This window comes from Ligilactobacillus ceti DSM 22408 (assembly GCF_000423245.1).
GTDB lineage: Bacteria > Bacillota > Bacilli > Lactobacillales > Lactobacillaceae > Ligilactobacillus > Ligilactobacillus ceti.
In genome coordinates, this window is the sequence record NZ_AUHP01000001.1 from 1 (window position 1) to 25,880 (window position 25,880).

Consider the following 25,880-nt stretch of genomic DNA (forward strand, 5'->3'; position numbering starts at 1 on the left):
GCTACATTAGCACAAAAACTTAAAGATCAAGGATCTGAAGTTAAATATGCAATTCACCCAGTAGCGGGACGAATGCCAGGGCATATGAGTGTGTTATTATGTGAAGCTGATGTTGATTATAGTGAACTTTATATGATGGAAGACATCAACGATGATTTTAAAGATGCAGATGTAGTTATTGTAGTTGGTGCTAATGACGTTACGAACCCATCTGCTAATACAGCCGAAGGAACACCAATTTATGGTATGCCAATCTTAAACGTTGAAGATGCTCAAAACATTATTATTTGTAACTTTGATACAAAACCAGGTTATGCTGGTGTGGATAACCCATTATATACATCAGAAAAAACAACAATGTTGTTAGGTGATGCCAAAGAAACTGTGAATAAGTTAATTACAGATTTAGCGCAAGCCCCACAAACAGCAGAAAAAACAACGGAAGATGTTGTCAAAGATCCAATTAAAGTTTTACATGATGCTAAGAAAGTTATCGTTGTACCAGGTTATGGTATGGCTTTATCTCAAGCACAACAATCAGTTGCTAATTTAGCACAAAAACTTAAAGATCAAGGAACTGAAGTCAAATATGCAATTCACCCAGTAGCTGGTCGGATGCCAGGACATATGAGTGTGTTATTATGTGAAGCTAATATTGATTATAGTGAACTTTACATGATGGAAGATATCAATGAAGATTTTAAAGATGTGGATGCAGTTATCGTAGTTGGTGCTAATGATGTTACGAATCCAGCTGCTAATACAGCCGAAGGAACACCAATTTATGGTATGCCAATCTTAAATGTTGAAGATGCACCGCAGATTATTATTTGTAACTTTGATACAAAGCCAGGTTATGCTGGTGTGGATAATCCATTATATACACTTGATAAAACAATTATGTTATTAGGCGATGCCAAAGAAACTGTGGATAAATTGATTGCTGATTTTTAAAAAATAAAATTTTGAAGACTTTGAACTGTGAGGTTCAAGGTCTTCTTTTAATTTGATATGATATAATAAATATAAAGAGACTTGTTTTAAACAAGTGAATAAAAATAACAAAGGTGGTTTTAACATGTACATTATTAAAAACGAAATCGATCGCTTTCAAAAATATTTAGAAGCAGAATATCAATTGTTTTTAAATCAAAGTGCCACATATAAAGAATATTTAGATTTTAATTTAAGTTTATCCAACTGTTTAGCTGATGTTACAAAACACGGAGCTACATATATTGCATACCGAACATTAGCGATTGCAAGTGAAAATGCTGATGATGAAGGTTCATTCCAATTAGGGGAAGAAGCTAGTGAATTTGTTGTTGCAATGCACAATTCTTTAATTGATTATATGTATGATCGTTTATTAACAGATTTTGATATGACATATTATGATTTAGAAAATGAAGAACAAGCAGGCGAAATTATTGAAGAAGTATTTTCAATGGCTTTTGATGCAGCGTTAATGCCATATCAACAAGAAGCAAACGAAGAATAAAAGGTCATAGGAGAAAAAATAATTAATGAATGCGAAAGTGCGAATTAGCGATGTTGCTAAAGAAGCAGGTGTTTCAGTAACAACTGTTTCCCAAATTTTAAACGGGAAAGGCCAACGTTTTAGTGAACAAACTAGAAATCGTGTTTATGCTGTTCGTGATCAGTTGGGGTATGTACCTGATTTTAATGCACGGAATTTGATTACACGGTCTGCCAAAACAATTGGTGTTTTAGTTCCGAATATTGGAAATCCATTTTTTAGTACTTTTATTCGCGGGATTGAAAAACAAGCTATGAAGTCGCAGTTTATCCCGGTTATTTTTGGTGCTGAAAACGATCCGGATGTGGAACGTTATTATATCGAAGAATTGATTAAAAGAACGGTAGATGGATTAATTATTGCTAGTCCAACTGTTGGGCAAGAAGAAATGGATCATTTATTGGATAAAAATCATATTCCGTATTTATTAATTGACCAAAACCCGTTAAATGCGGGTGATCGGATTGAAACTGATGATAAAACAGGAGCTTGTTTGGCGATGCGTCATCTTTTAGAATTAGGCCATCGGAAAATTGCGCTTGTTTTTCCAAAAGAACCATCAGATAATATTATGCGACGTTATCAAGGGTATTGTGATATTTTGGCAGAATATCAAATTGAACCACAAGAAGATTTATTAATTACAACGGAATTAACTAAAAAAGGTGGTTATTTAGCAGCTGCTGAATTAGTTAAAACAGATGCTACAGCAGTTTTTGCAGCTAATGATGAATTGGCCATTGGATTATATCGGGGATTAAAAGAACGTGGTAAGAAAATACCAGAAGATTATTCGATTGTTGGATATGATAATATTGATTTAAGTCAATATGTTGATCCTCCGTTAACAACAGTGGAACAACCAGTTTATGAAATGGGAAAAATTGCTTTTCAAAAATTAGTTGAACGAATCAAAGAACCGCAAAAAGAAGCTGATGAAATTTTATTACCGGTCAAATTAATCACAAGACAAAGTACACGTGAATTAAAATAAAACCACAACAAAAAAGGCTAGCTCAATCATGAGCTAGCCTTTATTATTTATAAATTAAATTTTAGTCTTCAATACCTAAAGTTTTCATACCATCTGTAAGAATTTCTTTAAGTGTTTTAGCAGATGAAGTCATCTTTTCTTGTTCTGTTTCATTTAAAGGAACTTCAATAATTGTCTTGATACCATGACGGTTAACAACAGCTGGAGTACCGATATAAATATCGTTTAATCCATATTGACCATCCATGTGTGCTGAAATTGGTAAAACTGTATCTTCATCACGTAAAACAGCGATTGTAATACGTGTAAGAGCGGCAGCAACACCATAGAATGTAGCACCTTTTTTGTTGATAATTTCATAAGCTTTGTTACGAACATCATCTTCCATTTTATCAAGTGTTTCTTGAGAGACGTTATTTTCAGCAACCCAATCCATAAATGGACGGCCACCGATGGAAGCTGCAGAGTATGCTGCAAATTCAGAATCACCGTGTTCGCCTAAGATATAAGCGTGCATGGAACGAGGATCTTTAATGTCTGTAAGTTCAGCCATTGCAACACGTAAACGTGCTGTATCTAAAGAAGTACCGGAACCAATAACTTTGTTTTTAGGGAAGCCTGATAATTTCCATGTTGCATAAGTTAAAATGTCAACAGGGTTAGCAGCTACTAAGAAAATACCATGGAAACCTGATTCAACGATTGGTTTAACAATTGTTGATAAGATTTTCAAGTTTTTATTAACTAAATCAAGACGTGTTTCACCTGGTTTTTGAGGAGCTCCAGCTGTAATAACAACTAAGTCAGCATCTGCGCAGTCTGAATATTCTGCAGCATAGATTTTCTTAGGATAACCAAAACCAGTAGCATCCATTAAATCTAATGCGTCACCTTCTGTTCTTTCTTTAGCAATATCTACAATACCGAATTCTTCGGCAACACCTTTCAATGCCATAGCGTAAGCATAACTTGAACCTACAGCACCATCTCCGACTAAAATAACTTTTTGACGATTACGTGAACCTGACACAATCGATCATCCTTTCATGAGTAAGCTTTAATACGTGATAAGTATAGCACGTTTTGTGAAAAAATGTACAAAGATTTAATGCAAAGGTATAAATGTACCAAGGGTTTAAGGAAATATGCTATACTTAATTAGTTAATTAAATAGTCGAAAAGAACTGGAGGAATAGGCTTTCTCCAGCTTATTTCAGTTTACGAGATAAAAAAAGAATGCTAAGGAGTTATGAAAACGAAATGAAAATGATTGTTGGTTTAGGTAATATTGGTAAAAAATATGAAAACACACGTCATAATGCTGGTTTTATGGTGGTGGATGAGTTTGCTAGAGAACACGGGGGAACATTTAACAAAGAAAAATTTAATGCTAGTTTAGCGGAAGTTTTTGTGAATGGTGAGAAAGTTATTTTAGTGAAACCAATGACGTATATGAATGAATCTGGGAGAGCTGTGCGTCCTTTAATGGATTATTTTGATCTTGATTTAGAAGATTTAGTGATTATTAATGATGATTTAGATTTGCAAGTTGGGATGATTCGTTTACGGCAAAAAGGGTCTGCGGGTGGACACAATGGTATTAAGAGTTTGATTCAACATTTGGGAACAGAAAAGTTTGCTCGAATGAAATTAGGAATTGGACGACCAGAAAGAATGTCAATTATTAATTGGGTTTTAAGTGATTTTACGAAAGAAGAACAAATGGAATTAGATATTGCTATTCAAACGACAGTCAAAGCGTTGAATGATTGGGTAGCTGATGGAGATTATTTGAAATTGATGAATAATTATAATCGTAAAGCATAAAAAATTTTAGAAACGGGGTGATCAAATGGAATTAGATAAGATCCTGCTTGATATTCCGGATTTTCAAAAATGGAGTTCTACGTTAAATGAACCGGGACGTAATTTAATTACGGGGTTACAAAGTTCGGCAGCAACATTAGTTTTAGCTACTTTGTATCAAGAACAACAACGAACGATGTTAATTGTCAAAGATGACTTATATCATGCGCAACGTTGTGCAGAAGATTTACAAAACTTAGTTGCTAAAGAAGATGTTTTAGTTTTTCCGGTTGAAGAGATGTTAGCTGTTGAATTAGCGACTAGCTCTCCAGAATATCGGAAAGAAAGAATTCAAGTTTTAAATAGTTTAGTTCAACATGAAAATAAAATTATTGTGACTTCAGTAGCGGGGGTTCAGCAATTATTACCTACAGTGGAAAATTGGACGCAAAGTCAACTCGCTTTTCAAGTTGGAGCAGAATATGACTTTGAAAACTTGATTCAACAATTAAGTGAAATGGGATATGAGCGGCAGAATAAAGTTGATGCTCCAGGTGATTTTGCAGTTCGAGGATCAATTTTAGATTTATATCCATTAGAGTTGTCTGATCCGATCCGGTTAGATTTTTTTGATACAGAATTAGATTCTATGAGAAGTTTTTCTGTTGTTGATCAAAGAAGTTTAGAAAATATAGAGGAAGTTAAAGTGGGCCCAGCAACTGATTTTATTGCACCAAAAGAACAATTAAAATCAGCCGGTGCAACAATCGCTCAACTTTTACAAACTGAATTACTGGAATTAAATGATGCTGAACTACACAATGTTTTGCAGCAAAATTTACAAGTTGTAATTGATAATTTACAAAAAGGAACATTAATTCCGCAAGCGGGAGCATATAAGGAACAAATTTATCCAGCAAAAACAACAATTAAAGATTATGTACCAGCTGATAGTTTGATTGTGTTTGATGATTGGATGCGTATTTTAGAATTTGAACGTGAATTGAATGAAAATGAAGAACATTGGTTACAAGAACAACAAACTAGTGGAAAAATTTTACAATCTGTTTCACAGAAAAGAGATTTACGTAAATTAGAAAAACGGATGAAACAACCTGAAATTTTTATGTCGTTGTTGAAAAAAAGTTCCGGTCAGTTAACTTATCGACAACATTTGAATTTGAAAACTAGAAGTGTACAACAGTTTTTCGGACAAATGCCGTTACTAAAAACGGAAGCTGATCGTTGGCGAAAACAAGCGCAGACAGTTGTGGTCTGTATTCCAGATCACGAACGTGTGCAAAAAATGGCACAAACTTTACGTGATTTTGAAATCGATGTTTTGTTAACGACAAAAGGAACATTAGAACCAGGTCGTTTACAAATTATTTCAGAAAGTTTAGCTGCTGGATTTGAAATTCCGGAAACAAAATTAGTTGTTTTAACAGAAAAAGAATTATTTAATAAAGCAACTAAGAAAACAATTAAACGTCAAACGATGAGTAATACGCAACGTTTGAAAGATTATAAAGATTTAAAAAAAGGCGATTATGTTGTCCATGTTAATCATGGTATTGGGCAATTTATGGGAATTAGTACGATTGAATCACGTGGGAAAAAACAAGATTATTTAACAATTGTTTATCGTGATGATGCGAAACTATTTATTCCGGTTGCACAATTAGATCGTATTCAAAAGTATGTGTCTTCCGAAAGTAAGTTACCGCATATTAATAAATTAGGAACGGGCGAATGGGAAAAAACGAAACGTCGTGTTGCTAATAAGATTGAAGATATTGCTGATGAATTAATTGAATTATATGCTAAAAGAGATGCTGAAAAAGGTTATGCTTTTACACGTGATGATAGTTATCAAGCTGAATTTGAAGATGCTTTTCCATATAGCGAGACAGCTGATCAATTACGTAGTATTCAAGAAATCAAACGAGATATGGAAAAAGAACGTCCGATGGACCGGTTATTAATTGGCGATGTTGGTTACGGTAAGACGGAAGTAGCTTTACGAGCTGCTTTTAAGGCTATTCAAGATGGAAAGCAAGTTGCTTTTTTAGCACCAACGACAGTTTTAGCACAACAACATTATGAAACAATGCGAGAAAGATTTATGGACTTCCCCGTTGAAATCGGTATTTTATCACGGTTTAATACACCTAAAGAAACAAAAGAAGTGATTGAAAAATTAAAAAATAAACAAATTGATATTGTTGTGGGAACGCATCGGTTGTTATCAAAAGATGTTGTTTTTGCAGACTTGGGTTTGTTGATTATCGATGAGGAACAAAGATTTGGTGTGAAGCATAAAGAAAGATTGAAGCAATTAAAAACTTCAGTTGATGTTTTAACATTAACAGCTACGCCAATTCCAAGAACTTTAAACATGTCGATGTTAGGTGTGCGGGATTTATCAGTTATTGAAACACCGCCTTTGAATCGTTATCCAATTCAAACTTATGTGATTGAACAAAATTATGGTGTGATTATTGATGGTATTCGGCGTGAAATGGCACGAGGTGGGCAAGTATTTTATTTGCATAATCGTGTGAATGATATTGAGCGAGTAGTGGCAGAATTACAAATGTTAATTCCAGAGGCCCGGATCTCCTTTATTCATGGACAAATGACTGAAGTGCAATTAGAACGTGTTTTAGTGGATTTTATTGCTGGCGAATATGATGTGTTAGTAACTACGACAATTATTGAAACTGGTGTTGATATTCCAAATGTAAATACATTGTTTGTAGAAGATGCTGATCGAATGGGGCTTTCACAATTGTATCAATTACGTGGTCGTGTGGGCCGTTCTAACCGAGTTGCTTATGCTTACTTCATGTATCAACCGGATAAAGTGTTAACCGAAGTTAGTGAAAAAAGATTATCTGCTATTCGTGATTTTACGGAATTAGGTTCTGGTTTTAAAATTGCGATGCGGGACTTATCCATTCGGGGTGCAGGTAATTTACTTGGAAAACAACAGCATGGCTTTATTGATTCTGTAGGATATGATCTTTATACACAAATGTTAAAAGAAGCTGTGGCGAAAAAACGTGGTGACCATGTCCAAGTTAAAGCCAATGCGGAAATTAGCTTAGATTTAGAAGCTTATTTACCTAATGAATATATTGATGATCCTCGTCAAAAAATTGAAATTTATAAACGAATTAGTCAATTTGAAAATATTGAGCAATATCAAGAAATGCAGTCTGATTTAATCGATCGTTTTGGTGATTATCCAAAAGAAGTTGCGGCTTTATTAGAAATAGGTTTATTGAAATTTTATGCTGATTTAGCATATGTTGAAAAAATTAAGCAACAACAACGGCAAATTTTAGTTACTTTTGAAGCGCGATTATTACAAAAAGTGAATGTAGCACAAGTTTTAGAAGCTTTAAGTGCAACTAAATTAAAAGCAAGTATTGATGTTAAAAATGATCAAGTTGAAGTTAAATTTATTATGCAACCACGTGATCAAGAATTAACGATAGTCGCGGAATTACAAGCATTTTTAAAAGCTTTAGCGGAAATTATCAACGATGGTATTAGTGATGAAAAATAAAGGAGTAAACGATGGCAGCTAATCAACAAGTCAAAAAAATGATGCAAGGTGCATTTGTTTTATTTGTTGCTTCTTTAATTGCAAAGATTTTAAGTGCAGTGTATCGCATTCCTTTTGAAAATTTAGTTGGTAATACCGGTTTTTATGTTTATCAACAAATTTATCCTTTTTATGGTTTAGGGATGACTTTTGCTTTAACCGGGTTTCCGGTTTTTATTTCAAAATTAAGCGCGGAACAGTCGACAGAACAAGATCGGATCCAATTATTGCAACAAATTTTTGTAATTTTAAGTGTGTTTGCGGTTGGAATCTTTGCTGTATTACAAATCTTTGCGGAATATTTAGCGGTGGCGATGGGAGATCAACAACTCGCTCCCTTAATCCGGAGTGTTTCATGGATGTTTTTTTTGATGCCGATGTTAGCTGTTGGTCGAGGGTATTATCAAAGTCAATTAAATATGGTTCCGACTGCTATTTCTCAAGTTAGTGAACAAATTGTCCGGGTTACTGTTATTTTGGTCGTGGCAGTTTTAACTGTTCGGTATAATTGGTCATTATATAAGATGGGGTGTTATGCTTTAGCGAGCGCTACTGTAGCTGCGATAGCGGCTAGTGTCGTGTTTGCTCCCTTTTATTTGAAGCGTTTTTTCAAAAAAAACAAAGACACAACTAAATTTTCGTATGTTAATTTAAGTCAACGTTTGTTTACGGAAGGGATAATATTATGTTTATTTGCCTCCATCTTATTATTATTTCAATTAGTTGATTCATTTACGATTAAAAAAACTTTAGTTGTTTTAGGGCAAAGCGATTTAACTGCGAAAATCACGAAAGGAATTTATGATCGTGCCCAGCCACTTGTTCAATTAGGATTGGTTATTTCGTTGAGTTTGGCAACATCACTGTTTCCGACTTTAACTCAAGCTTATCAACAACATAAAATAAAACAATTTCACAAAACAGCTCGCCTAGGGATTAAAATCAGTTTGATTTTATCAGCAGCAACAACGGTGGGGTTAATTAGTTTGATGCCACAAATTAATCAGTTATTATTTAAAACATCAGAATTGAATTTGACGTTAAGTTTGTATTGTTTAAGTATTATTTTTGTAACGTTAATCAATAGTTATAATGCTATTTTACAAAGTATTAATCGGTACCAAATTACAGTTAGCGGATTAATTTTAGCTCTAGGTGTTAAAATAAGTTGTAATACTTGGTTTATGCATTTGTTTGGTATTCAAGGTGCTAGTTTAGCGACTGTTTTAGCATTGATGTTGGGATTAGGTTTGATTTTACTTTTGTTGCCAAGACAAGTGAAAGGTTATTTAAAAGACCCCAAATTATTTTGGCAATTAAGCATTGGTCTAGTATTAATGTTAGGAGTTGTGAAACTCAGTGTCCTGATAACTTCAGGGTGGATTAGTAGTTTGGATGCACGGATGCAAGCCGGAATTTTAACATTAGTTGGCAGTGTTTGTGGTGCAGTAATATTTATCTGGTATTTATTACAATTTAAAATTTTAACTATTCGGGAGTGGTTAACACTACCTGGTGGCAAAAAAATCTTAAAATTAGTTCAAAGAAAGAAGGGTTAAAATGCGTTTAGATAAGTTTTTGAAAATTTCTAGAATTATTAAAAGAAGAGCCGTCGCAAAACAAATTGCTGATCAAGGCCGAATTACAATTAATGGTAAAGTCGCTAAATCAGCTAGTAAAGTTGCGGTAGACGATCAATTAGTTTTGAATTTTGGGAATAAAGTCTTAACAGTTAAAGTTTTAGATCTAAAAGACACAACTAAGAAAAAAGAAGCAACTGAATTGTATGAAGTTATTTCAGAAGAATATTTAGAAAATTATGATATGTAAACGGTAGGCATTTTTTAGGATGTTTGCTATAATTGAGAATATTGTAACTGTTTCAGGAATTTAATTAAGGAGTAGACCAGCATGAAAGCGAAGTCTAAAATTAAAATACTCAATAATACGTATTTTCAAAAGAAACAAAAAGAAGCCCAATTAGATGAAAAACGACGTGGTCAGTTAAAGCGTCATCGAATTCGAATGAAAATGTGGTTAACAGTTGTTTTAGTTATTACGTTAGTATTTGGTTATCGAATTGTTAAAGCTGAATATCAAAAACATATTATTGAGAAAAAAATTCAAGTTACAAATAAAAAAGTGGATAAAACGAAACAAAAAAATAAAGAATTAAATGAAAAAGTTGCACAATTAAAAGATGAAAAATATACTGAAAAAATCATCCGTGATAAGTATGGATATTCTAAAGATGGTGAAACGGTATATATTTTACCCGACAAAGAAAATTAGTTAATTGTGACACTTAATACCAAAAAAATTTATGTTATAATTTGTTGTATATATTATTAAGGAGGATATTATTTTTATATGTCAGTTGAAGTAGGCGCAAAAGTTGATGGAAAGGTTACGGGAATCACTAATTTTGGTGCTTTCGTAGATCTTGGAGATAAAAAAACCGGCTTAGTTCACATTAGTGAAGTTTCCGACGGTTTTATTAAAGATATTAATGATGTTTTAACAGTCGGAGATGAAGTAAAAGTTAAAGTTCTTACAATTAGTGATGATGGTAAGATTGGACTTTCCATTCGTAAAGCTGTTGATAAACCACAAAGAAAAGAACAGCCTTCCGAAAGAAAACCACAACAAAATCGTGAACGGAGTGGCAACCAACCACAAAACCGTAATCGTAATTACCAAGGAACACCTAACAAAGGTAATGCTAGTCATGGTAATCGGAATGCAGCTAAATCTAAATCTTTTGTATCTAGAAAAAATGACCCAAAGAGCAATGATTTTGACTCCTTATTAGCAGGATTCTTAAAAGATAGTGAAGATCGTCTCACATCTTTAAAACGTAATACAGAAGGCAAACGCGGTGGCCGTGGCGGACGTCGTAGCTAAGCAGATGAATTAAAAATAACCGGCTGTTAACTACTGAGTTGATGGCCGGTTTTGTGTATAAAAAGAAAGTAGGTGAAAAAATGACATCGCAAAAGTTAAGCCGAATGTTTGCTAGCAAAATGCAAAAATGGCCGTTGGCACAGCAAAAAATTTTAGTAGCTGTTTCAACCGGAGTAGACTCCATGGTTTTATTACATTTATTGCAAAATTTACCCGAAGAACAGCGCCCGTTAATTAATGTTGCTTATGTTAACCATGAATTACGTGCAGCTAGCCAACAAGAAACCCAATATTTACAAGCTTATTGTCAAATGTATCAAATCCCATTGTTTATTAAAAATTGGCCACGACACACACATCCAATTACGGGGATTGAAGCGGCAGCGCGAACTTTTCGATATACTTTTTTTGCTGAAATTATGCAACAAGAAAAAATTAACTATTTAATGACAGCACATCATGGTAATGATCAAGTTGAGAATTTTTTAATGAAATTAATTCGTGGTGGAGCTATTCAACAATTATGCGGGATTGAATTGGAACGTGATTTTCAAGAACAAGGTTGTTTAATTCGCCCGTTATTAGATTTTCAAAAAGAAACATTACGCCAATATGCCCAACAACATCATATTCGATATTTTGATGATGAAACTAATTTTACCGATGATTATTTTCGCAATCGAATCCGTAATCAATTGATTCCGCAAATGACTAAGGAAAATGATCAGGTTGTCGAGCATATTTTAAATTATCAAAATCAATTAAATGATTTATTACTGATTGCACAAGAGAGTGGCGAACAATTAGTCCAAAATTTAAAACAAAATGATGATAGTTATCAGTTGCGTGAATTTCAAAATTTGTCGTCGGCTCAACAAAAATTAGTCTTACGAATTATTTTTGAACGAGCTGATTTATATTTGAAAACAACACAAATGAAACAATGTTTACAATTATTGAATAATTTACAAAAGCCCCAAGGAAGTATCGATTTAACACAAAATATCCAGTTACAAAAAACTTATACAAAGTTTAAAATTATGAAAAAACAGACGCAATCAAGATTAAAAATGTCACAATCATTGATTTTGGGAGAATGGCAAACATTAGATGAACAGAACCAGGTGGGGCTTTTTGAGACTGATAAAATCACACTTTTAGAAAATGATGATGTTTATTATCTTGAAAAAAGCCCGGTAGATTGGCAAATTCGCCATCGTCAAGCTGGTGATCGGTTAATGATGAAATCTGGTTCACAAAAAATCAAGAAAATTTTAATTGATCAAAAGATTCCGCAAATGGAACGGGAGAATATTTGGCTGTTAACAAATCAGCAACAGCAAGTGTATTGGGTGCTGGGAATCAAAAAATCTGATTTGTCACAACCGCTAGTAAATGCTAAAATGCATTACATAATAATCTACAGAAAAATAGGATAAGGAAGATGAAAGATGACTAATAAAAATATACATGACTATAGACCAATGGATGAAAATATGGAAAAAATTCTTTATAGTGAAGCTGATATTCAAGCAGCAACGAAACGCTTAGGTGAAGAATTAACACGTGATTTCGATGGCAAACACCCAATTGTTGTTTGTATTTTAAAAGGTGCTATTCATTTTATGTCAGATGTCATTCGTAATATGGATACTTACATTGAAATTGGTTTTATGGATGTTTCTAGCTATGGTGATGGTTTTGAATCTTCTGGTAAAGTTAAAATTGTCCAAGATTTAGATATGGATGTGGCTGGTCGTAATATTTTAATTATTGAAGATATTATCGATACAGGACGCACAATGCGTGCTTTAGTAGATATTTTTAAAGAAAGAAATGCAGAATCAGTTAAAATTTGTACACTTTTAGATAAAGCAGAACGTCGTGAAGTAGAAGTGAAAGCTGATTATGTAGGTTTTGAAGTACCAAATGAGTTTGTTGTGGGATACGGATTGGATTATTTCAATTATTATCGTAACTTACCATACATTGGTGTTGTGAAACCGGAAGTTTATAAGAATAATTAATGGTTAAAATTGGTCAAATATGATATTATTTATACATTGGAATAAAATAATATCGTAATCAACAATGATGGTAATAGGAGGAAAACTATGAATAACAAGAAAAATGGACTTCTTAAGAATAGTCTGTTTTACATCGTAGCTTTCTTAGGCATTATGGGTGTCGCTTATTATTTCTTCGGAAGTAAAGCAACATCACAAACACAAGAAATTCAATCAAGTCAATTCGTCAAACAATTGCAAAAAGATAATGTCAAAGAATTTACAATGCAACCAGCTGGAAGTACTTATCGTGTGAATGGTACGTACAAGAAAGCGCAAAAGAACACTGAAAAGAGTACTTTCCCAGGTATTGCCGGTAAAGAAGAAAAAGCTAAGATGTTTACTACAAATGTCTTAATGAATGATTCAACCGTTAAAGATATTCAAAAATATGCAAATAAAAATCATGTTAAAAATGGTGCAGAAGAAGAGCAATCAAGTAGTCTTTGGATTCAACTCTTGATTTATGTCCTTCCAGTTGTATTATTTATTTTCTTCTTCTACATGATGATGGGTCAAGCAGGTCAAGGTGGCCAAGGCGGACGCATGATGAACTTTGGTAAATCCAAAGCTAAACCAATTGAAAAGAAAAATAATAAAATTCGTTTCTCTGATGTCGCTGGTGCGGAAGAAGAAAAACAAGAATTAGTAGAAGTTGTTGAATTTTTACGTGATCCACGTAAATTCTTAGCGCTAGGTGCGCGGATTCCTTCCGGGGTTTTACTTGAAGGACCTCCCGGAACTGGTAAAACATTATTAGCGAAAGCTGTTGCCGGAGAAGCTGGAGTACCATTCTTCTCAATTTCTGGTTCTGATTTCGTTGAAATGTTTGTCGGTGTCGGTGCAAGTCGTGTACGTGACTTGTTCGAAAATGCTAAGAAAAATGCTCCAGCTATCATTTTCATTGATGAAATCGATGCTGTTGGTCGTCAACGTGGCGCCGGCATGGGTGGTGGACACGATGAACGTGAACAAACATTAAACCAATTGTTAGTTGAAATGGATGGTTTTGATGGTGATGAAGGTGTCATTGTGATGGCAGCTACTAACCGTTCTGACGTTTTAGATCCAGCTTTATTACGTCCAGGTCGTTTTGACCGGAAGATTTTAGTTGGTCGTCCAGACGTTAAAGGTCGGGAAGCTATCTTGAAAGTTCACTCACGTAATAAACCATTAGGTCCTGATGTAGACTTGAAAGTTGTTGCACAACAAACACCAGGTTTCGTAGGGGCTGACTTAGAAAACTTATTAAACGAAGCTGCTTTATTAGCTGCTCGTCGTGATAAAAAAGAAATCGATGCATCTGATATTGATGAAGCAGAAGATCGTGTTATTGCTGGTCCAGCTAAACGTGATCGTGTTATTTCTGAAAAAGAACGTCAAACAGTTGCTTACCATGAAGCTGGACATACAATTGTTGGGTTAGTCTTAAATGATGCACGTGTTGTTCATAAAGTAACAATCGTGCCGCGTGGTCGTGCTGGTGGTTATGCTATCATGTTACCAAAAGAAGACCAAATGCTTCTTTCTAAGAAAGATGCTAAAGAACAAATTGCTGGTTTAATGGGTGGTCGTGCTGCTGAACAAATTATTTTTGGTTCACAATCATCCGGAGCTTCTAATGACTTCCAACAAGCAACACAAATTGCGCGTGCTATGGTTACACAATATGGTATGTCTGATAAGTTAGGTCCAGTTCAATATGAAGGTCAAAGTAATATCTTCGTTGGTGGTGGCCGAACAGGACAACCAAATTATTCTGCACAAACAGCGAACTTAATTGATGAAGAAGTTAAACGTATCTCTAACGAAGGTATGATGCAAGCTATGGAAATTATCCAAGAACATCGTGAACAACACGAAGCGATTGCACAAGCCTTGTTGAAGTATGAAACATTAGATGCAAAACAAATTCGCAGTATTTTCGAAACTGGAAAAATGCCACAAACTAGCCAAGATGAATTTCCAAGTGAACATGCAGCTACTTTCGAAGAAGCTAAAGAAGCATTCGAAAGAAAAGAAGCTATGAAACGGGAAGAACGAACAGAAACAGAAGAAAAACCTTCTGATGAAGTTTTAGAGGCTGAAATGAAAAAAACTGTGACATATTATCCAAATGAAAAAGCAGAACAACCTGCAGATAAAGATGATGAATAAGCATTTTTAACAAAATGATAGTGAGTTATCCCCAGTTGGTTAACTCACTATTATTTTTGTGTTTTTAGTCAAATTGTAGTATTTTAAAAGGATAATACAACGTAAACAAGAAAAGGAGAATCGCAATGTCAGATTATTTAATTAAAAGTTTAGTCCATGATGGACAATTAAGAGCCTATGCTATCGATGCAACGCAAACTGTTAGCACAGCACAACAATATCATGATACATGGCAATCATCTTCTGCTGCTTTAGGCCGGACTTTGATTGGTACTTTATTATTGAGTGCAGCTTCTTTATCAGGAGATGAAACATTAGCTGTTAATATCAATGGTGGAGGACCTGTTGGAAAAATTATTGCAGAAGGAAATGCTAACGGAACAGTGCGCGGTTCCATTCAAGCTCCCCATGTTAAATTAACATTGAATAAAAATAATAAAATTGATGTTAAGAATGCGGTTGGTACAAATGGTTTTATGACAGTGACTAAAGATCTTGGTTTAAAAGAACCATTTACGGGGCAAGTACCTTTAGTATCTGGTGAATTAGGTGAAGATTTCACTTATTATTTAGCTGCATCAGAACAAATTCCTTCAGCCGTAGCATTATCTGTTTTTGTTAATAATGATAATAGTATCGCGGCAGCCGGTGGTTTCTTATTACAGGTTTTACCAGATGCAACTGAAGAAGTAATTGCTGATTTAGAAAAACGTTTAGAAGAATTACCATTAGTTTCGGAAATGATGTTGAAAGGCAAGAAGCCGGAAGATATCTTGGATGTTTTATTTGGTGCTGAAAATGTTAAAATTTTGGATAAAATGGATATTAAATATGAATGTAAATGTTCCAAAGAACACTTTGCTGAATTAATGGCTACACTTCCTAAAAAAGATTTGGAAGAATTAATTGCTAAAGACCAAGGTGCTGAAGCAGTTTGTCATTTCTGTAATAAAAAATATCAATTTGATGAAGCTGAATTAACTGCCATTTTAGAACATAGTTATGATAAATAAGAGAAAAGAGGACTAATTGCATGGAATGGAAGATTGGTGATGTAACAATCCCGAATCAAGTTGTGGTAGCTCCTATGGCAGGGGTAACTAATGTTGCGTTTCGTTTGATTTGTAAAGAATTCGGTGCCGGGTTAGTTGTTTGTGAAATGATTTCTGATAAAGGGATTGAATATCGTAATAAAAAGTCATTAGATATGATGTTTGTTGATCCTGCAGAACATCCGGTAAGTTTACAAATTTTTGGTGGTAGTAAAGAAACATTAGTATCCGCTGCTAAATTTGTGGAAGAAAATACACCAGTTGATATTATTGATATTAATATGGGTTGTCCAGTACCGAAAGTTACGAAAACGGATGCGGGATCTAAATGGTTATTAAATCCTGACAAAATTTACGAAATGGTTTCAGCTGTTAAAGCTGAAGTTTCGGTACCAGTGACTGTCAAAATGCGGACTGGTTGGGATGGCGATCATGTATTTGCTTTAGAAAATGCTAAAGCGGCACAAGCTGCTGGCGCGGATGCTTTGGCAATGCACGGTCGGACACGTGAACAACTTTATACCGGACAAGCTGATTGGGAAATTTTACGAAAAGTAGCTCAAGAGTTAACGATACCTTTTATGGGGAATGGTGACGTAAAAACACCAGAAGATGCTAAACGGATGTTAGATGAAGTGGGAGCTGATGCAGTTATGATTGGTCGTGCTGCATTAGGGAATCCATGGATTTTAAAACAAACAACACACTATCTTGAAACAGGTGAGCTTTTAACTGAGCCAACACCACAAGAAAAAATTACCGTGGCTAAAGATCATTTACAACGATTAGTGAAAGCTAAAGGCGAAGTAATTGGTCCTCGTGAATTCCGCGCACAAGCTGCCTATTATTTAAAAGGAATTCCACGTTCAGCCCGGACTAAAGCAGCAATTAATTCAGCGGAAACAGAAGCTGAAATGTTAGAAATTTTTGATGATTTTATAAATGGATAATCTACGATGTACCTTTGAGAAAGATTGACACGCAAGGGTGCTATGTTATAATTATCATGATTTATAAGGAAGTGGGGATAAAATATAATGGGAAATAATGAAACCATGAATGATCAATTCCGTATCCGTCGCGAAAAGATGCAAGAATTACGTGATGAAGGAATTGAACCTTTTGGCCACCGTTTCGAAAGAGATGCAATGGCTGCAGATTTACACACTAAATACGATGATAAAACAAAAGAAGAATTAATTGAATTAGGTTTAACAGCAACTGTCGCAGGTCGTTTAATGGCGAAACGTGGTAGTGGTAAAGCTGGTTTTGCTGAATTACAAGATCGTTCCGGTCGTATTCAATTATACGTTCGTAAAGATGTTGTCGGTGAAGATTTATATCATATTTTCCGTCGCGCCGATTTAGGTGATCATGTCGGAATTACAGGTGATATCATCAAAACAAACACTGGTGAATTAACAATTAAAGCAACTGATATTACATTCTTATCAAAAGCTTTACGTCCTTTACCGGATAAATTCCATGGTTTGAAAGATGTTGAACAAGTTTATCGTCAACGTTATTTAGACTTACTTACAAACGAAGAAAGTCGTCAACGTTTCTTAAACAGAACAAAAATCATTTCTGCTATTCGTAAATATTTAGATAGCAATGGTTTTATTGAAGTTGAAACACCAATTTTACAAGTTCAAGCTGGTGGTGCAGCAGCACGTCCATTTATTACACACCAAAACGCTTTAAATATTGATATGTATTTACGTATTGCGGTTGAACTTTATTTAAAACGTTTAATCGTTGGTGGTTTAGAACGTGTTTATGAAATTGGTCGTAACTTCCGTAATGAAGGTGTTGATACAAGTCACAACCCTGAATTTACAATGATTGAAACATATGCGGCTTATTTTGATTATCAAGATGTTATGGATGAATGCGAAGGTATTATTAAAGCTTCAGCAGCCGTAGTTTCTGAAGATAGTAAAGTAATGTATCAAGGTCATGAACTTGATTTTGGTAAACCATTCAAACGTATTCATATGATTGATGCGATTAAAGAACAAACAGGTGTTGATTTCTGGAAAGAAATGACAATTGAAGAAGCTCGTCAAATCGCAACAGATAACCATGTTGAATATGAAGAATATTGGAGTGTTGGTCATATTATCAACGAATTCTTCGAAGAATTCTGTGAAGATAAAATGATCGAACCAACATTTGTTTATGGTCACCCTGTTGAAATTTCTCCATTAGCTAAGAAAAATGAAGAAGATCCACGCTTTACAGATCGTTTTGAATTATTCATTTTAGGTATGGAATGCGCAAATGCTTATACTGAGTTAAATGATCCAATCGATCAAAGAGCTCGTTTTGAAGCACAAGATGCTGAAAGAACTTCTGGTAACGATGAAGCACATGGTGTGGATGAAGATTACTTAGAAGCAATGGAATATGGTATGCCGCCAACAGGTGGTTTAGGAATTGGGATTGACCGTTTAGTAATGTTCTTAACAGATGCTAAATCAATCCGTGACGTTCTTTACTTCCCTACAATGCGTCCTGAAGATAAAAAATAAAAAAATAAAAACCAACTAAGTGTAAAAACTTAGTTGGTTTTTTTATTGTTAAATTTTCCGATTAGCTTTTAAATACCAAACAAGAAGTAACATTAAAATAATTGAAACACCTGTAATCACCAGCCAGGCATTGTGTGCATTGGCGAATGGCAAGAAAACATTCATACCGTAAAAACCAGTAATGATAGTCGGGATTGTTAGGAGTAATGACCAATATGTCAAAATTTTCATAATGTCATTTAAGTTATTATTTAACAAGTTATTAGACGTAATGGTAATACGTTCAGTAACTTCGGCGGAAATTTCAGCCATTCGAGAAGCTTGATGTGCTTCGATCATAATATTATCGTAAATTTTTAAATCTTCATCTGAAAGTGCTTGTCCAAAAGGTGAATTAGGTAATTTTTCTAACATCATTAAGTTAGTTTGAGTACCGCTGATAATATAAATTAAACTTTTTTCGACTTCTGATAAGTCTAAGATTTGTTGATTGGAAATTTTTTGATTTAATTTTGAATCGATTTGATTCCGCTTCGTATTAACTTCTAATAAAGCTTTGGTATAAGAAATAGTTGCTTTATAGAGGCTATGTAATAAAAATTCATTAATGCTTTTAACTTGGAAAATGGTTTGATCATTTTTTAGTTTATCAATGACATATTGGGCTTGTTTAGTGTGAAATGTAAAAATTTGTTTTTCCCGCATTAAAAAAGTAATAGGACATGAAGTGAAATGTTGCACGGATTCATGTGGCCATTGGGGAATATCAAAAACGATTAAAACACTTTGATTTCTATGATCATAGTGGGGACGTTCATGTTTATCTGATGCGTAAGCCAAGAGATCGTTAGATAAGTTATATTCTTTTTGTAAAATTTTAGTATCTTCAGGTGTTAATTCACAAATATCATACCAAGTAAAATCGGTTGAATCATTTTGGATATGTGTTGTTGAAATCATAAAAAAGAACCTCCTCTTAAAATAAGTGTACCATAAGTTGTTGTGAAAAATTTAGTTTTGAGTTTCAGAAAAAAATTGTGATATTATGAAAGAAATAAAGCTAAAAAAGGAGAATACGATGCGCTTTTTACATACAGCAGATTGGCATATTGGTAAGAAATTAAAAGGATATCATTTACAAGCAGAACAAGAAGCTGCTTTTTTAGAAATTGAAAAGATTGCCTCCGCAGAAAAGGTTGATGCAATTGTAATTGCAGGTGATGTATATGATCGTGGTATGGCAGCAGAAAGTGATGTAGCTTTAGTTAATCAAATGTTTCAAAAGTTGAATCTCACAGATCAATATCCCTTGTTAGTTATTAGTGGAAATCACGATTCGGCAGAACGGTTAGCAACAGGTAGTCAGTGGTATCAAGCGACTAATTTTTATTTAAAAACTGAATTTAAAGATGTGTTTGAAAGTGTTGTTTTAGATGATACACAATTTTTCTTGCTTCCCTATTTTGAATTGAGTGCAGCACGTAATTATTACGGTGATCAAGCTGAAATTAAAAATGTAGCTCAAGCGATGGAATTAGTTGTGGCTGATTTACAAAAATTATTTTTACCTGATAAAAAACATGTTTTAGTAGCTCATTTTTTTGCGGCAGGGAGTACTAAAACCGATTCAGAAACTAATTTAACAGTTGGGGGCTTGGATATTGTACCTTTAGATTGTTTAGAAGTCTTTGATTATGTGGCGTTAGGACATTTGCATTATAAAAATGCTTTAACACATCCGACTATTAAATATAGTGGAACACCAATTAAGTTTTCTACATCAGAAAGTCAACATCAAAAAGGTGTTTGGATTGTTGATACAGAAACGATGGAAATTGAATTTAAAGAAATTAAACCAGTTAATGATTTAATAGTGATTGAAGGATCATTTGCCGAAATTACAGAACCGGAATTTTATCAACAATATCGTGATGATGATTTTATTGCCATTCGTTTAACTGATCAAGAACCAATTATTAATGTGATGGAACGATTGCGCGCTTGTTACCCTAAAATTTTAGAATTTACTCGTGTGGGACAAAAAAGTCCTCAAACTTTAGAAAAAGAAGTTGCAATCGATGCTAAAAAAGAACCACTGGAGATGTTAGCTAGTTTTTATCAACAAATGACACAACAAGAATTAACTGAGGAGCAATTAACTTGGGCTCTAGAAAGTTTAATGACAATTCAAGGAGGGCAACATGAAACCGATTAGTTTAAAAATTGTTAATTTCGGACCTTTTAAAGATGAGTTCATTGATTTTACTCGTTTTTATGAACAATCGTTATTTTTGATTACCGGCCCAACTGGTTGTGGAAAAACAACAATTTTTGATGCGATGAGTTTTGCTTTATTTGGAACCACATCAGGTGGTGAACGTTCACCCGAAACGATGCGTTCTGATTTTGCAGGCCCAAAAGATAAAACATATGTTGAGTTTGTTTTTGAACATCAAGGTGTGGAATATACGATTTATCGTAGTCCGAAATATCAATTAGCACATAAAAAAACAGCGGAAAAACAAACTGTTTGTTTAAGTTATCAACATCATGGTGAGATGGTTACAATTGAAAAAGTACCTGAAGCAGGTGTTAAAATTCATGAATTGTTACATTTAACAGCTAAACAGTTTTTACAAATTATTTTATTACCACAAACTAAATTTCAACAATTTTTATTATCTAATAGTAATGAAAAAGAAGCGATTTTACGTGAATTATTTGATAGCTCTTTATATCAAAAGTGGGTTGATGATTTACAATTAAAATTAAAAGGGCAAGAAGGTAATTTTGCCCAAGTTGAACAACAAATTCAAAATTTACAAGCTCAAATTGAAGGTGTTGAGGACAAAGAATTACCACCTGTTCAAGCTCGGTCAGAATGGCTAAAAGTAGTGAATGGATTATTAACAGCACAAAAAGAGTTATTAAAAGATCATCAAACGAGTTTACAACAATTACAAAAACAACAAACACAATTGACGCAACAAGTTACGCAAGAGGAATCTTTGCAAGCGAATTTTGAAAAATTAATTTTGATAGAAAAAGAACAAGCAAAATTAGCTGAAAAAACTGAACAAATGGCTCAATTAGCTTTACAAGTGGCTGATCTACAATGGGTTCAAAAACAACAAGTTGCAATTAATACTTATCAACAAGCGCAACAACAAACGGATACTTTAAAAAATACGTTAAAAGAATTACAAACTGAAGCACGTAATATTGAACAAAATGCCGAGCTTTTAAAGGAGCAAGAACAAGAATTAACTAACCAAAAAGAAGAAATGGTCTTTTTGAAACAAGAAGTAACCTTATTAGCGGCCAAAGAACCAAGTTATCAACAAGTGGATAAACTTTCTAAGTTATATCAACAACAAAATAATCGTTTAACACAAGAACAAGAAATATTAACAACAGAAAATACGCGCTTAGCTGAATTGGAAGAGGCGCAAACAGAATATTTGAAGCAACAAAGTATTCAAAGCGAAAAATTAACGCAACAACAAATCCGTTTACAAGAAATTACGGAAAAACGTCAAGCAACGAGTAAATTGTATGAAAAATGGGAAAGTACGTTAGTAAAGAAAAATAGTTTACAAAAGCAACAAAAGCAGCGGGAACAAGAGTTGCGTGAATTATCACAACAATTAAGTGAACAAAAAGAAGCTTTACAAGTAGTCAATGATAATTGGTTACAACAACAAATAGTTAGTTTAGCTAGTCAATTAAGTGATAATGCACCATGTCCAGTTTGTGGATCAACAGAACATCCGTGTTTAGCGCAACCGACGAATAATGAGCAAGTTAGCGAACAAGATGTGACGACTTTGCAAGAAATTTGTCAACAATTGACGGAACAGCAAGTTGCATTAGAAGCGGTATTTACGAGTGAAGCACGTCGTTTCCAAGATTATCAAGAACAAGAACAGAATTTAGTGGATAAGTTAGGTGAGTGTTATCAAATTGTAACACCTGTCATGAGTGAAAGAATCCAACAAGCTTATCAAGATGAAGGTCAACAACAAACAACTTATCAACAAGCAGAACAAGTTACGAAAGAATTATTAATTGAAATTCAACAGCAATTAGAACAAGTCATGCAAGATAAGCAGCAAGCTGAAGCGGATGTGAAGCAAAGAACAGATGTTGTTCAAAATTTAAATCAAGAAATGTTACAGACTAAAGGTCATTTAGCTGCTTTACAGAGTGAATTGCCAGCAGAGTATGGAGATTTAGCGAGTTTACAAAAAGCTATTCGGAGCAAAGAACAACAACTGCAAGTTTATGAACAAAAAGTGGAAGAGTATCAAAAAGCTGAAAAACATAATACAGAATTGCAAATATCTAATGAAACGCAACAAAATAAATTAAAAGAAGAACAAATTACTGTTGCAAATACGCTTGAAACAATGCACACTAAGTTAGAAAATGAAATCGATGCCCAAAAACGCATTAATGATATTGCAATGTTACTGACTTTGAGTCAAAATGTCGTGCAATTAGAAAAGTTGAGTGTAGAATTAACAAGTTATCAACAAGCTGTGCATGATGCGGAAAAACAACAACAAATTTATCAAGAGTTAATTGCTGGGAAAGTAAAACCTGATATAGCGAAAACTAAAAGTGTTTTAAGTCAGATTGAAGATAGTGTTAAACAGCAACAAGATATTACTAATCAACAAAGTAATTTAATTTTAAATAATGAAAAGATATTAGCCAAAATTGTGATGTTAGAAGAACAAAATCAAGCTGATGAACTACAATTACGTAAATTAAAACAATTAGTCGATGCTGTTAAAGGTCGTAATAGTGATGTTCGCTTAGGATTAGAAAAGTATGTTTTACAACAATCGTTTGAAAAAGTTTTAGAAATTGCGAGTTTACAATTAAAACGATTATCACAAGGGCGTTACTGGTTTGTTTTGGATAAAACAATGCGCAAAAAAACAACATTAACCGGTTTAGAAATTAATGTGTATGATGATAATTTTGGTAAAGAACGTAGTGTTAAAACCTTATCTGGTGGTGAAAGTTTTAAAGCGGCGTTGGCTTTAGCGTTGGCTTTGGGAGAAGTTATTCAAGCCGAAAACGGTGGTGTAATGATAGAAGCTTTATTTATTGATGAAGGGTTCGGTTCATTGGATCAAGATTCATTACAGTTAGCATTGGAAACATTGCAGACGTTGCAAGCTAGTCAACGGTTAGTCGGCGTTATTAGTCACGTTGAAGAATTGAAAGAACAAATACCAGCTCAGATTCAGATTACAACTAAAGATGGACGCAGTCAGATTGGGTATCAATTAGAATTTTAAAAATAAAAACTAAAACAGAAAGGAAGTGAAATGATGGAATGTAAAACACATGTTGCTACAACGTTGGCATTGGGGTTACCGTTGCTGGCTGTGAGTCATGAGGTAACTGCTGTAAATGTTGGTATACTCGCTTTAGGTAGTTTGTTGCCGGATATTGATCATCCGAGTTCGTATTTAGGACGCCGGCATAAAATTATGAGTAGTGTCACCAATAAAACTTTAGGACATCGTGGTGCAACGCATTCTATTTTTGGATTAGTACTCTTTTTTGTAATTAGTACATTTATTCAACATCATTATTTAAGTGGTGATACGCTTAATCTTCCGTTTTGGTTGAGTTTTGGTTATCTATGTCATTTATTAGAGGATAGTTTATCGCAGCAAGGGGTTCGGTGGTGTTGGCCTTTGTTTCGTAAAAAACGAAAAAAACGTAAAAAAGTTTTTTATTATCGTACGAGTACAATGAGTGAGTATTTAATTTTAGTATTAGTTTTAGCTATCTTAATTTTTGAGATTAGTTTATATTTAAAAGGTGATTTTAATTATCCCCATATGCAAGAAGTGGTGACTTGGTGCCAGCAAAAGGTTCACAACCTTCAAAGTATAATTAACAATATTACTTAAAAAAACAAAAATAATTATGAATTGTATAATTTTTTAATGTTTAAGTGTTTACTTTTCTCTGAAATAGGGAGTATAATAGAAACTGTAGACTTGTGATTATAAAAAATATTAATTTATATTGGTTATAATTCCTTGCTAGTTAGTTAGAAAAAACACAGGATTGAAAGGGGAAAATAATGGTAAGAGATCAAGAAGTTTTGATTAAAGCAGCTAATAAGTTAAAAGATAATAAAATCAAGAACACACCACAACGACAAGTTATCTTAGCTTATTTAATGACATCTAAAGAACATCCTTCGATTAATATGATTTATAATCATGTTATCAATAATGGTTTTAGTGTTAGTTTAGCGACTGTTTATAACACATTAGAAATTTTATTGAAGAAAGATTTGATTATTGAAGTTGCGCCTGATAATAACGGACATATGCGTTATGATTATTTTGAAAATCCACATTATCATGTTATTTGTATTAAATGTAACAAGATTTTAGATATTTTCGATGAAACTTTCCGTGCTGTAGAAGAAGATGCGGCTCAAAAGACTGGATTTAAGATTATCAATAGTAAATGTGAAGTTTACGGTGTTTGTCCAGACTGCCAAGATAAATAATTATTATAATGAAGTTTAGGTTTTCGTTTGGAAAATCTAGGCTTTTTTATTTTGAAAACTTTTTTAATTTTTTTTGAAAAATAGTAAAAAAAAGTTATATAACAAATGTAAAAGCTTTCATTTTTGTTTAAAGGTGTAAAACCGATTAAATCTAAATGAGTTGTTAATAAAGTTCGTGAATAAGTGTAAATAAGCCGATCTATAATTAAAAAGTAATAAAAAAAGAGGTTGACGTTTAGTTGAATAGCTAGTATAGTAGTCCTTGTCGTTAATGGCGGCAAACAATTATAAAAAAAGTAAGAAAATATTTTTAATAAATAAATTAAAAAAGTTCTTGACTTTATAAAATGTAATTGATATACTAATTAAGTCGTTTCGCAAGAGCGATTAATTAAAAAAGTAGATCTTTGAAAACTGAACAAAGTTTCGACAAACCAAATGTGTAGGGTCTCTTGTTTTAAACAAGAGCAACAAACATTTGCGAAGTCAATTCGCTAGTAAAAAATAATGAGTCACAAATTCAAATTGAGAGTTTGATCCTGGCTCAGGACGAACGCTGGCGGCGTGCCTAATACATGCAAGTCGAGCGCAAAGTTTTATCACCGGATGCTTGCATCCACCGATAAAACTTTGAGCGGCGGACGGGTGAGTAACACGTGGGTAA

21 protein-coding genes and 1 rRNA gene are annotated in these 25,880 nt (G+C 33.7%); 20 read left to right on the forward strand and 2 right to left on the reverse strand.

Annotated features, from left to right (window positions below; genetic code table 11):
- The 3 genes from G540_RS0100005 to rbsR form a co-directional block, all read left to right on the forward strand.
- A partial coding sequence (locus G540_RS0100005; RefSeq protein WP_027106313.1) for an NAD(P)(+) transhydrogenase (Re/Si-specific) subunit beta occupies window positions 1-954 on the forward strand: 954 nt, incomplete at its 5' end.
- A 124-nt stretch (window positions 955-1,078) separates the two neighbouring features.
- Entirely contained in the window at window positions 1,079-1,501 is a 423-nt protein-coding gene (locus G540_RS0100010; RefSeq protein ID WP_027106314.1) for a hypothetical protein, read from the forward strand.
- 25 nt (window positions 1,502-1,526) lie between these two features.
- On the forward strand, window positions 1,527-2,534 hold the full coding sequence (rbsR, locus tag G540_RS0100015) for a ribose utilization transcriptional repressor RbsR (RefSeq protein ID WP_027106315.1): 1,008 nt from the start codon (window positions 1,527-1,529) through the stop codon (window positions 2,532-2,534).
- A 61-nt stretch (window positions 2,535-2,595) separates the two neighbouring features.
- Here rbsR and G540_RS0100020 read toward each other — a convergent pair whose 3' ends face one another.
- Complete coding sequence (locus G540_RS0100020; RefSeq protein WP_027106316.1) at window positions 2,596-3,564, reverse strand: L-lactate dehydrogenase; 969 nt, start codon at window positions 3,562-3,564, stop codon at window positions 2,596-2,598.
- Between the two features lie 230 nt (window positions 3,565-3,794).
- Between G540_RS0100020 and pth the strand changes: the two genes are divergently transcribed.
- The 12 genes from pth to lysS all read left to right on the forward strand — a co-directional run bounded on the left by pth (window position 3,795) and on the right by lysS (window position 18,666).
- Window positions 3,795-4,361, forward strand: a complete 567-nt coding sequence (pth, locus tag G540_RS0100025; protein ID WP_027106317.1) for an aminoacyl-tRNA hydrolase — start codon at window positions 3,795-3,797, stop codon at window positions 4,359-4,361.
- A gap of 25 nt (window positions 4,362-4,386) precedes the next feature.
- The gene (gene mfd / locus G540_RS0100030; protein ID WP_027106318.1) at window positions 4,387-7,914 is read left to right on the forward strand and encodes a transcription-repair coupling factor; all 3,528 of its coding nucleotides are present in this window, start codon (window positions 4,387-4,389) and stop codon (window positions 7,912-7,914) included.
- Between the two features lie 11 nt (window positions 7,915-7,925).
- Window positions 7,926-9,512, forward strand: coding sequence for a putative polysaccharide biosynthesis protein (locus G540_RS0100035; RefSeq protein WP_035463381.1), 1,587 nt, complete (start codon window positions 7,926-7,928; stop codon window positions 9,510-9,512).
- Between the two features lies 1 nt (window position 9,513).
- Complete coding sequence (locus G540_RS0100040) at window positions 9,514-9,783, forward strand: RNA-binding S4 domain-containing protein (protein WP_027106320.1); 270 nt, start codon at window positions 9,514-9,516, stop codon at window positions 9,781-9,783.
- An 81-nt stretch (window positions 9,784-9,864) separates the two neighbouring features.
- Window positions 9,865-10,245 carry an FtsB family cell division protein gene (locus G540_RS0100045; protein ID WP_027106321.1) on the forward strand — a complete coding sequence of 127 codons (381 nt, stop codon included), beginning with the start codon at window positions 9,865-9,867 and terminating at the stop codon, window positions 10,243-10,245.
- Between the two features lie 78 nt (window positions 10,246-10,323).
- A complete protein-coding gene (locus tag G540_RS0100050) occupies window positions 10,324-10,857 on the forward strand; it encodes a S1 domain-containing RNA-binding protein (protein WP_027106322.1) in 534 nt (177 codons plus the stop codon).
- An 80-nt stretch (window positions 10,858-10,937) separates the two neighbouring features.
- Complete coding sequence (tilS, locus tag G540_RS0100055; protein WP_161808010.1) at window positions 10,938-12,296, forward strand: tRNA lysidine(34) synthetase TilS; 1,359 nt, start codon at window positions 10,938-10,940, stop codon at window positions 12,294-12,296.
- 45 nt (window positions 12,297-12,341) lie between these two features.
- Entirely contained in the window at window positions 12,342-12,884 is a 543-nt protein-coding gene (hpt, locus tag G540_RS0100060; protein ID WP_027106324.1) for a hypoxanthine phosphoribosyltransferase, read from the forward strand.
- Between the two features lie 87 nt (window positions 12,885-12,971).
- Window positions 12,972-15,080 carry an ATP-dependent zinc metalloprotease FtsH gene (gene ftsH / locus G540_RS0100065; RefSeq protein ID WP_027106325.1) on the forward strand — a complete coding sequence of 703 codons (2,109 nt, stop codon included), beginning with the start codon at window positions 12,972-12,974 and terminating at the stop codon, window positions 15,078-15,080.
- Window positions 15,081-15,205: 125 nt separating this feature from the next.
- Entirely contained in the window at window positions 15,206-16,093 is an 888-nt protein-coding gene (gene hslO / locus G540_RS0100070) for an Hsp33 family molecular chaperone HslO (protein WP_027106326.1), read from the forward strand.
- A gap of 20 nt (window positions 16,094-16,113) precedes the next feature.
- Window positions 16,114-17,082 carry a tRNA dihydrouridine synthase DusB gene (gene dusB, locus G540_RS0100075; protein ID WP_027106327.1) on the forward strand — a complete coding sequence of 323 codons (969 nt, stop codon included), beginning with the start codon at window positions 16,114-16,116 and terminating at the stop codon, window positions 17,080-17,082.
- An 87-nt stretch (window positions 17,083-17,169) separates the two neighbouring features.
- Entirely contained in the window at window positions 17,170-18,666 is a 1,497-nt protein-coding gene (gene lysS, locus G540_RS0100080; protein ID WP_027106328.1) for a lysine--tRNA ligase, read from the forward strand.
- Between the two features lie 48 nt (window positions 18,667-18,714).
- Here lysS and G540_RS0100085 read toward each other — a convergent pair whose 3' ends face one another.
- Entirely contained in the window at window positions 18,715-19,626 is a 912-nt protein-coding gene (locus tag G540_RS0100085; protein ID WP_027106329.1) for a magnesium transporter CorA family protein, read from the reverse strand.
- A gap of 118 nt (window positions 19,627-19,744) precedes the next feature.
- Here G540_RS0100085 and G540_RS0100090 point away from each other — a divergent pair, with 118 nt between their 5' ends.
- From G540_RS0100090 to G540_RS0100110, 5 genes are all read left to right on the forward strand, one after another.
- Window positions 19,745-20,881, forward strand: a complete 1,137-nt coding sequence (locus G540_RS0100090) for an exonuclease SbcCD subunit D (RefSeq protein ID WP_027106330.1) — start codon at window positions 19,745-19,747, stop codon at window positions 20,879-20,881.
- Entirely contained in the window at window positions 20,868-23,978 is a 3,111-nt protein-coding gene (locus G540_RS0100095; RefSeq protein ID WP_027106331.1) for an AAA family ATPase, read from the forward strand. The genes G540_RS0100090 and G540_RS0100095 overlap by 14 nt, the downstream gene beginning before the upstream one ends.
- A 33-nt stretch (window positions 23,979-24,011) precedes the next feature.
- Window positions 24,012-24,602, forward strand: coding sequence for a metal-dependent hydrolase (locus G540_RS06720; protein WP_051188890.1), 591 nt, complete (start codon window positions 24,012-24,014; stop codon window positions 24,600-24,602).
- A gap of 176 nt (window positions 24,603-24,778) precedes the next feature.
- The gene (locus G540_RS0100105) at window positions 24,779-25,216 is read left to right on the forward strand and encodes a Fur family transcriptional regulator (protein WP_027106332.1); all 438 of its coding nucleotides are present in this window, start codon (window positions 24,779-24,781) and stop codon (window positions 25,214-25,216) included.
- Between the two features lie 521 nt (window positions 25,217-25,737).
- Window positions 25,738-25,880: ribosomal RNA gene (locus tag G540_RS0100110) — 16S ribosomal RNA — on the forward strand; the annotation flags it as partial.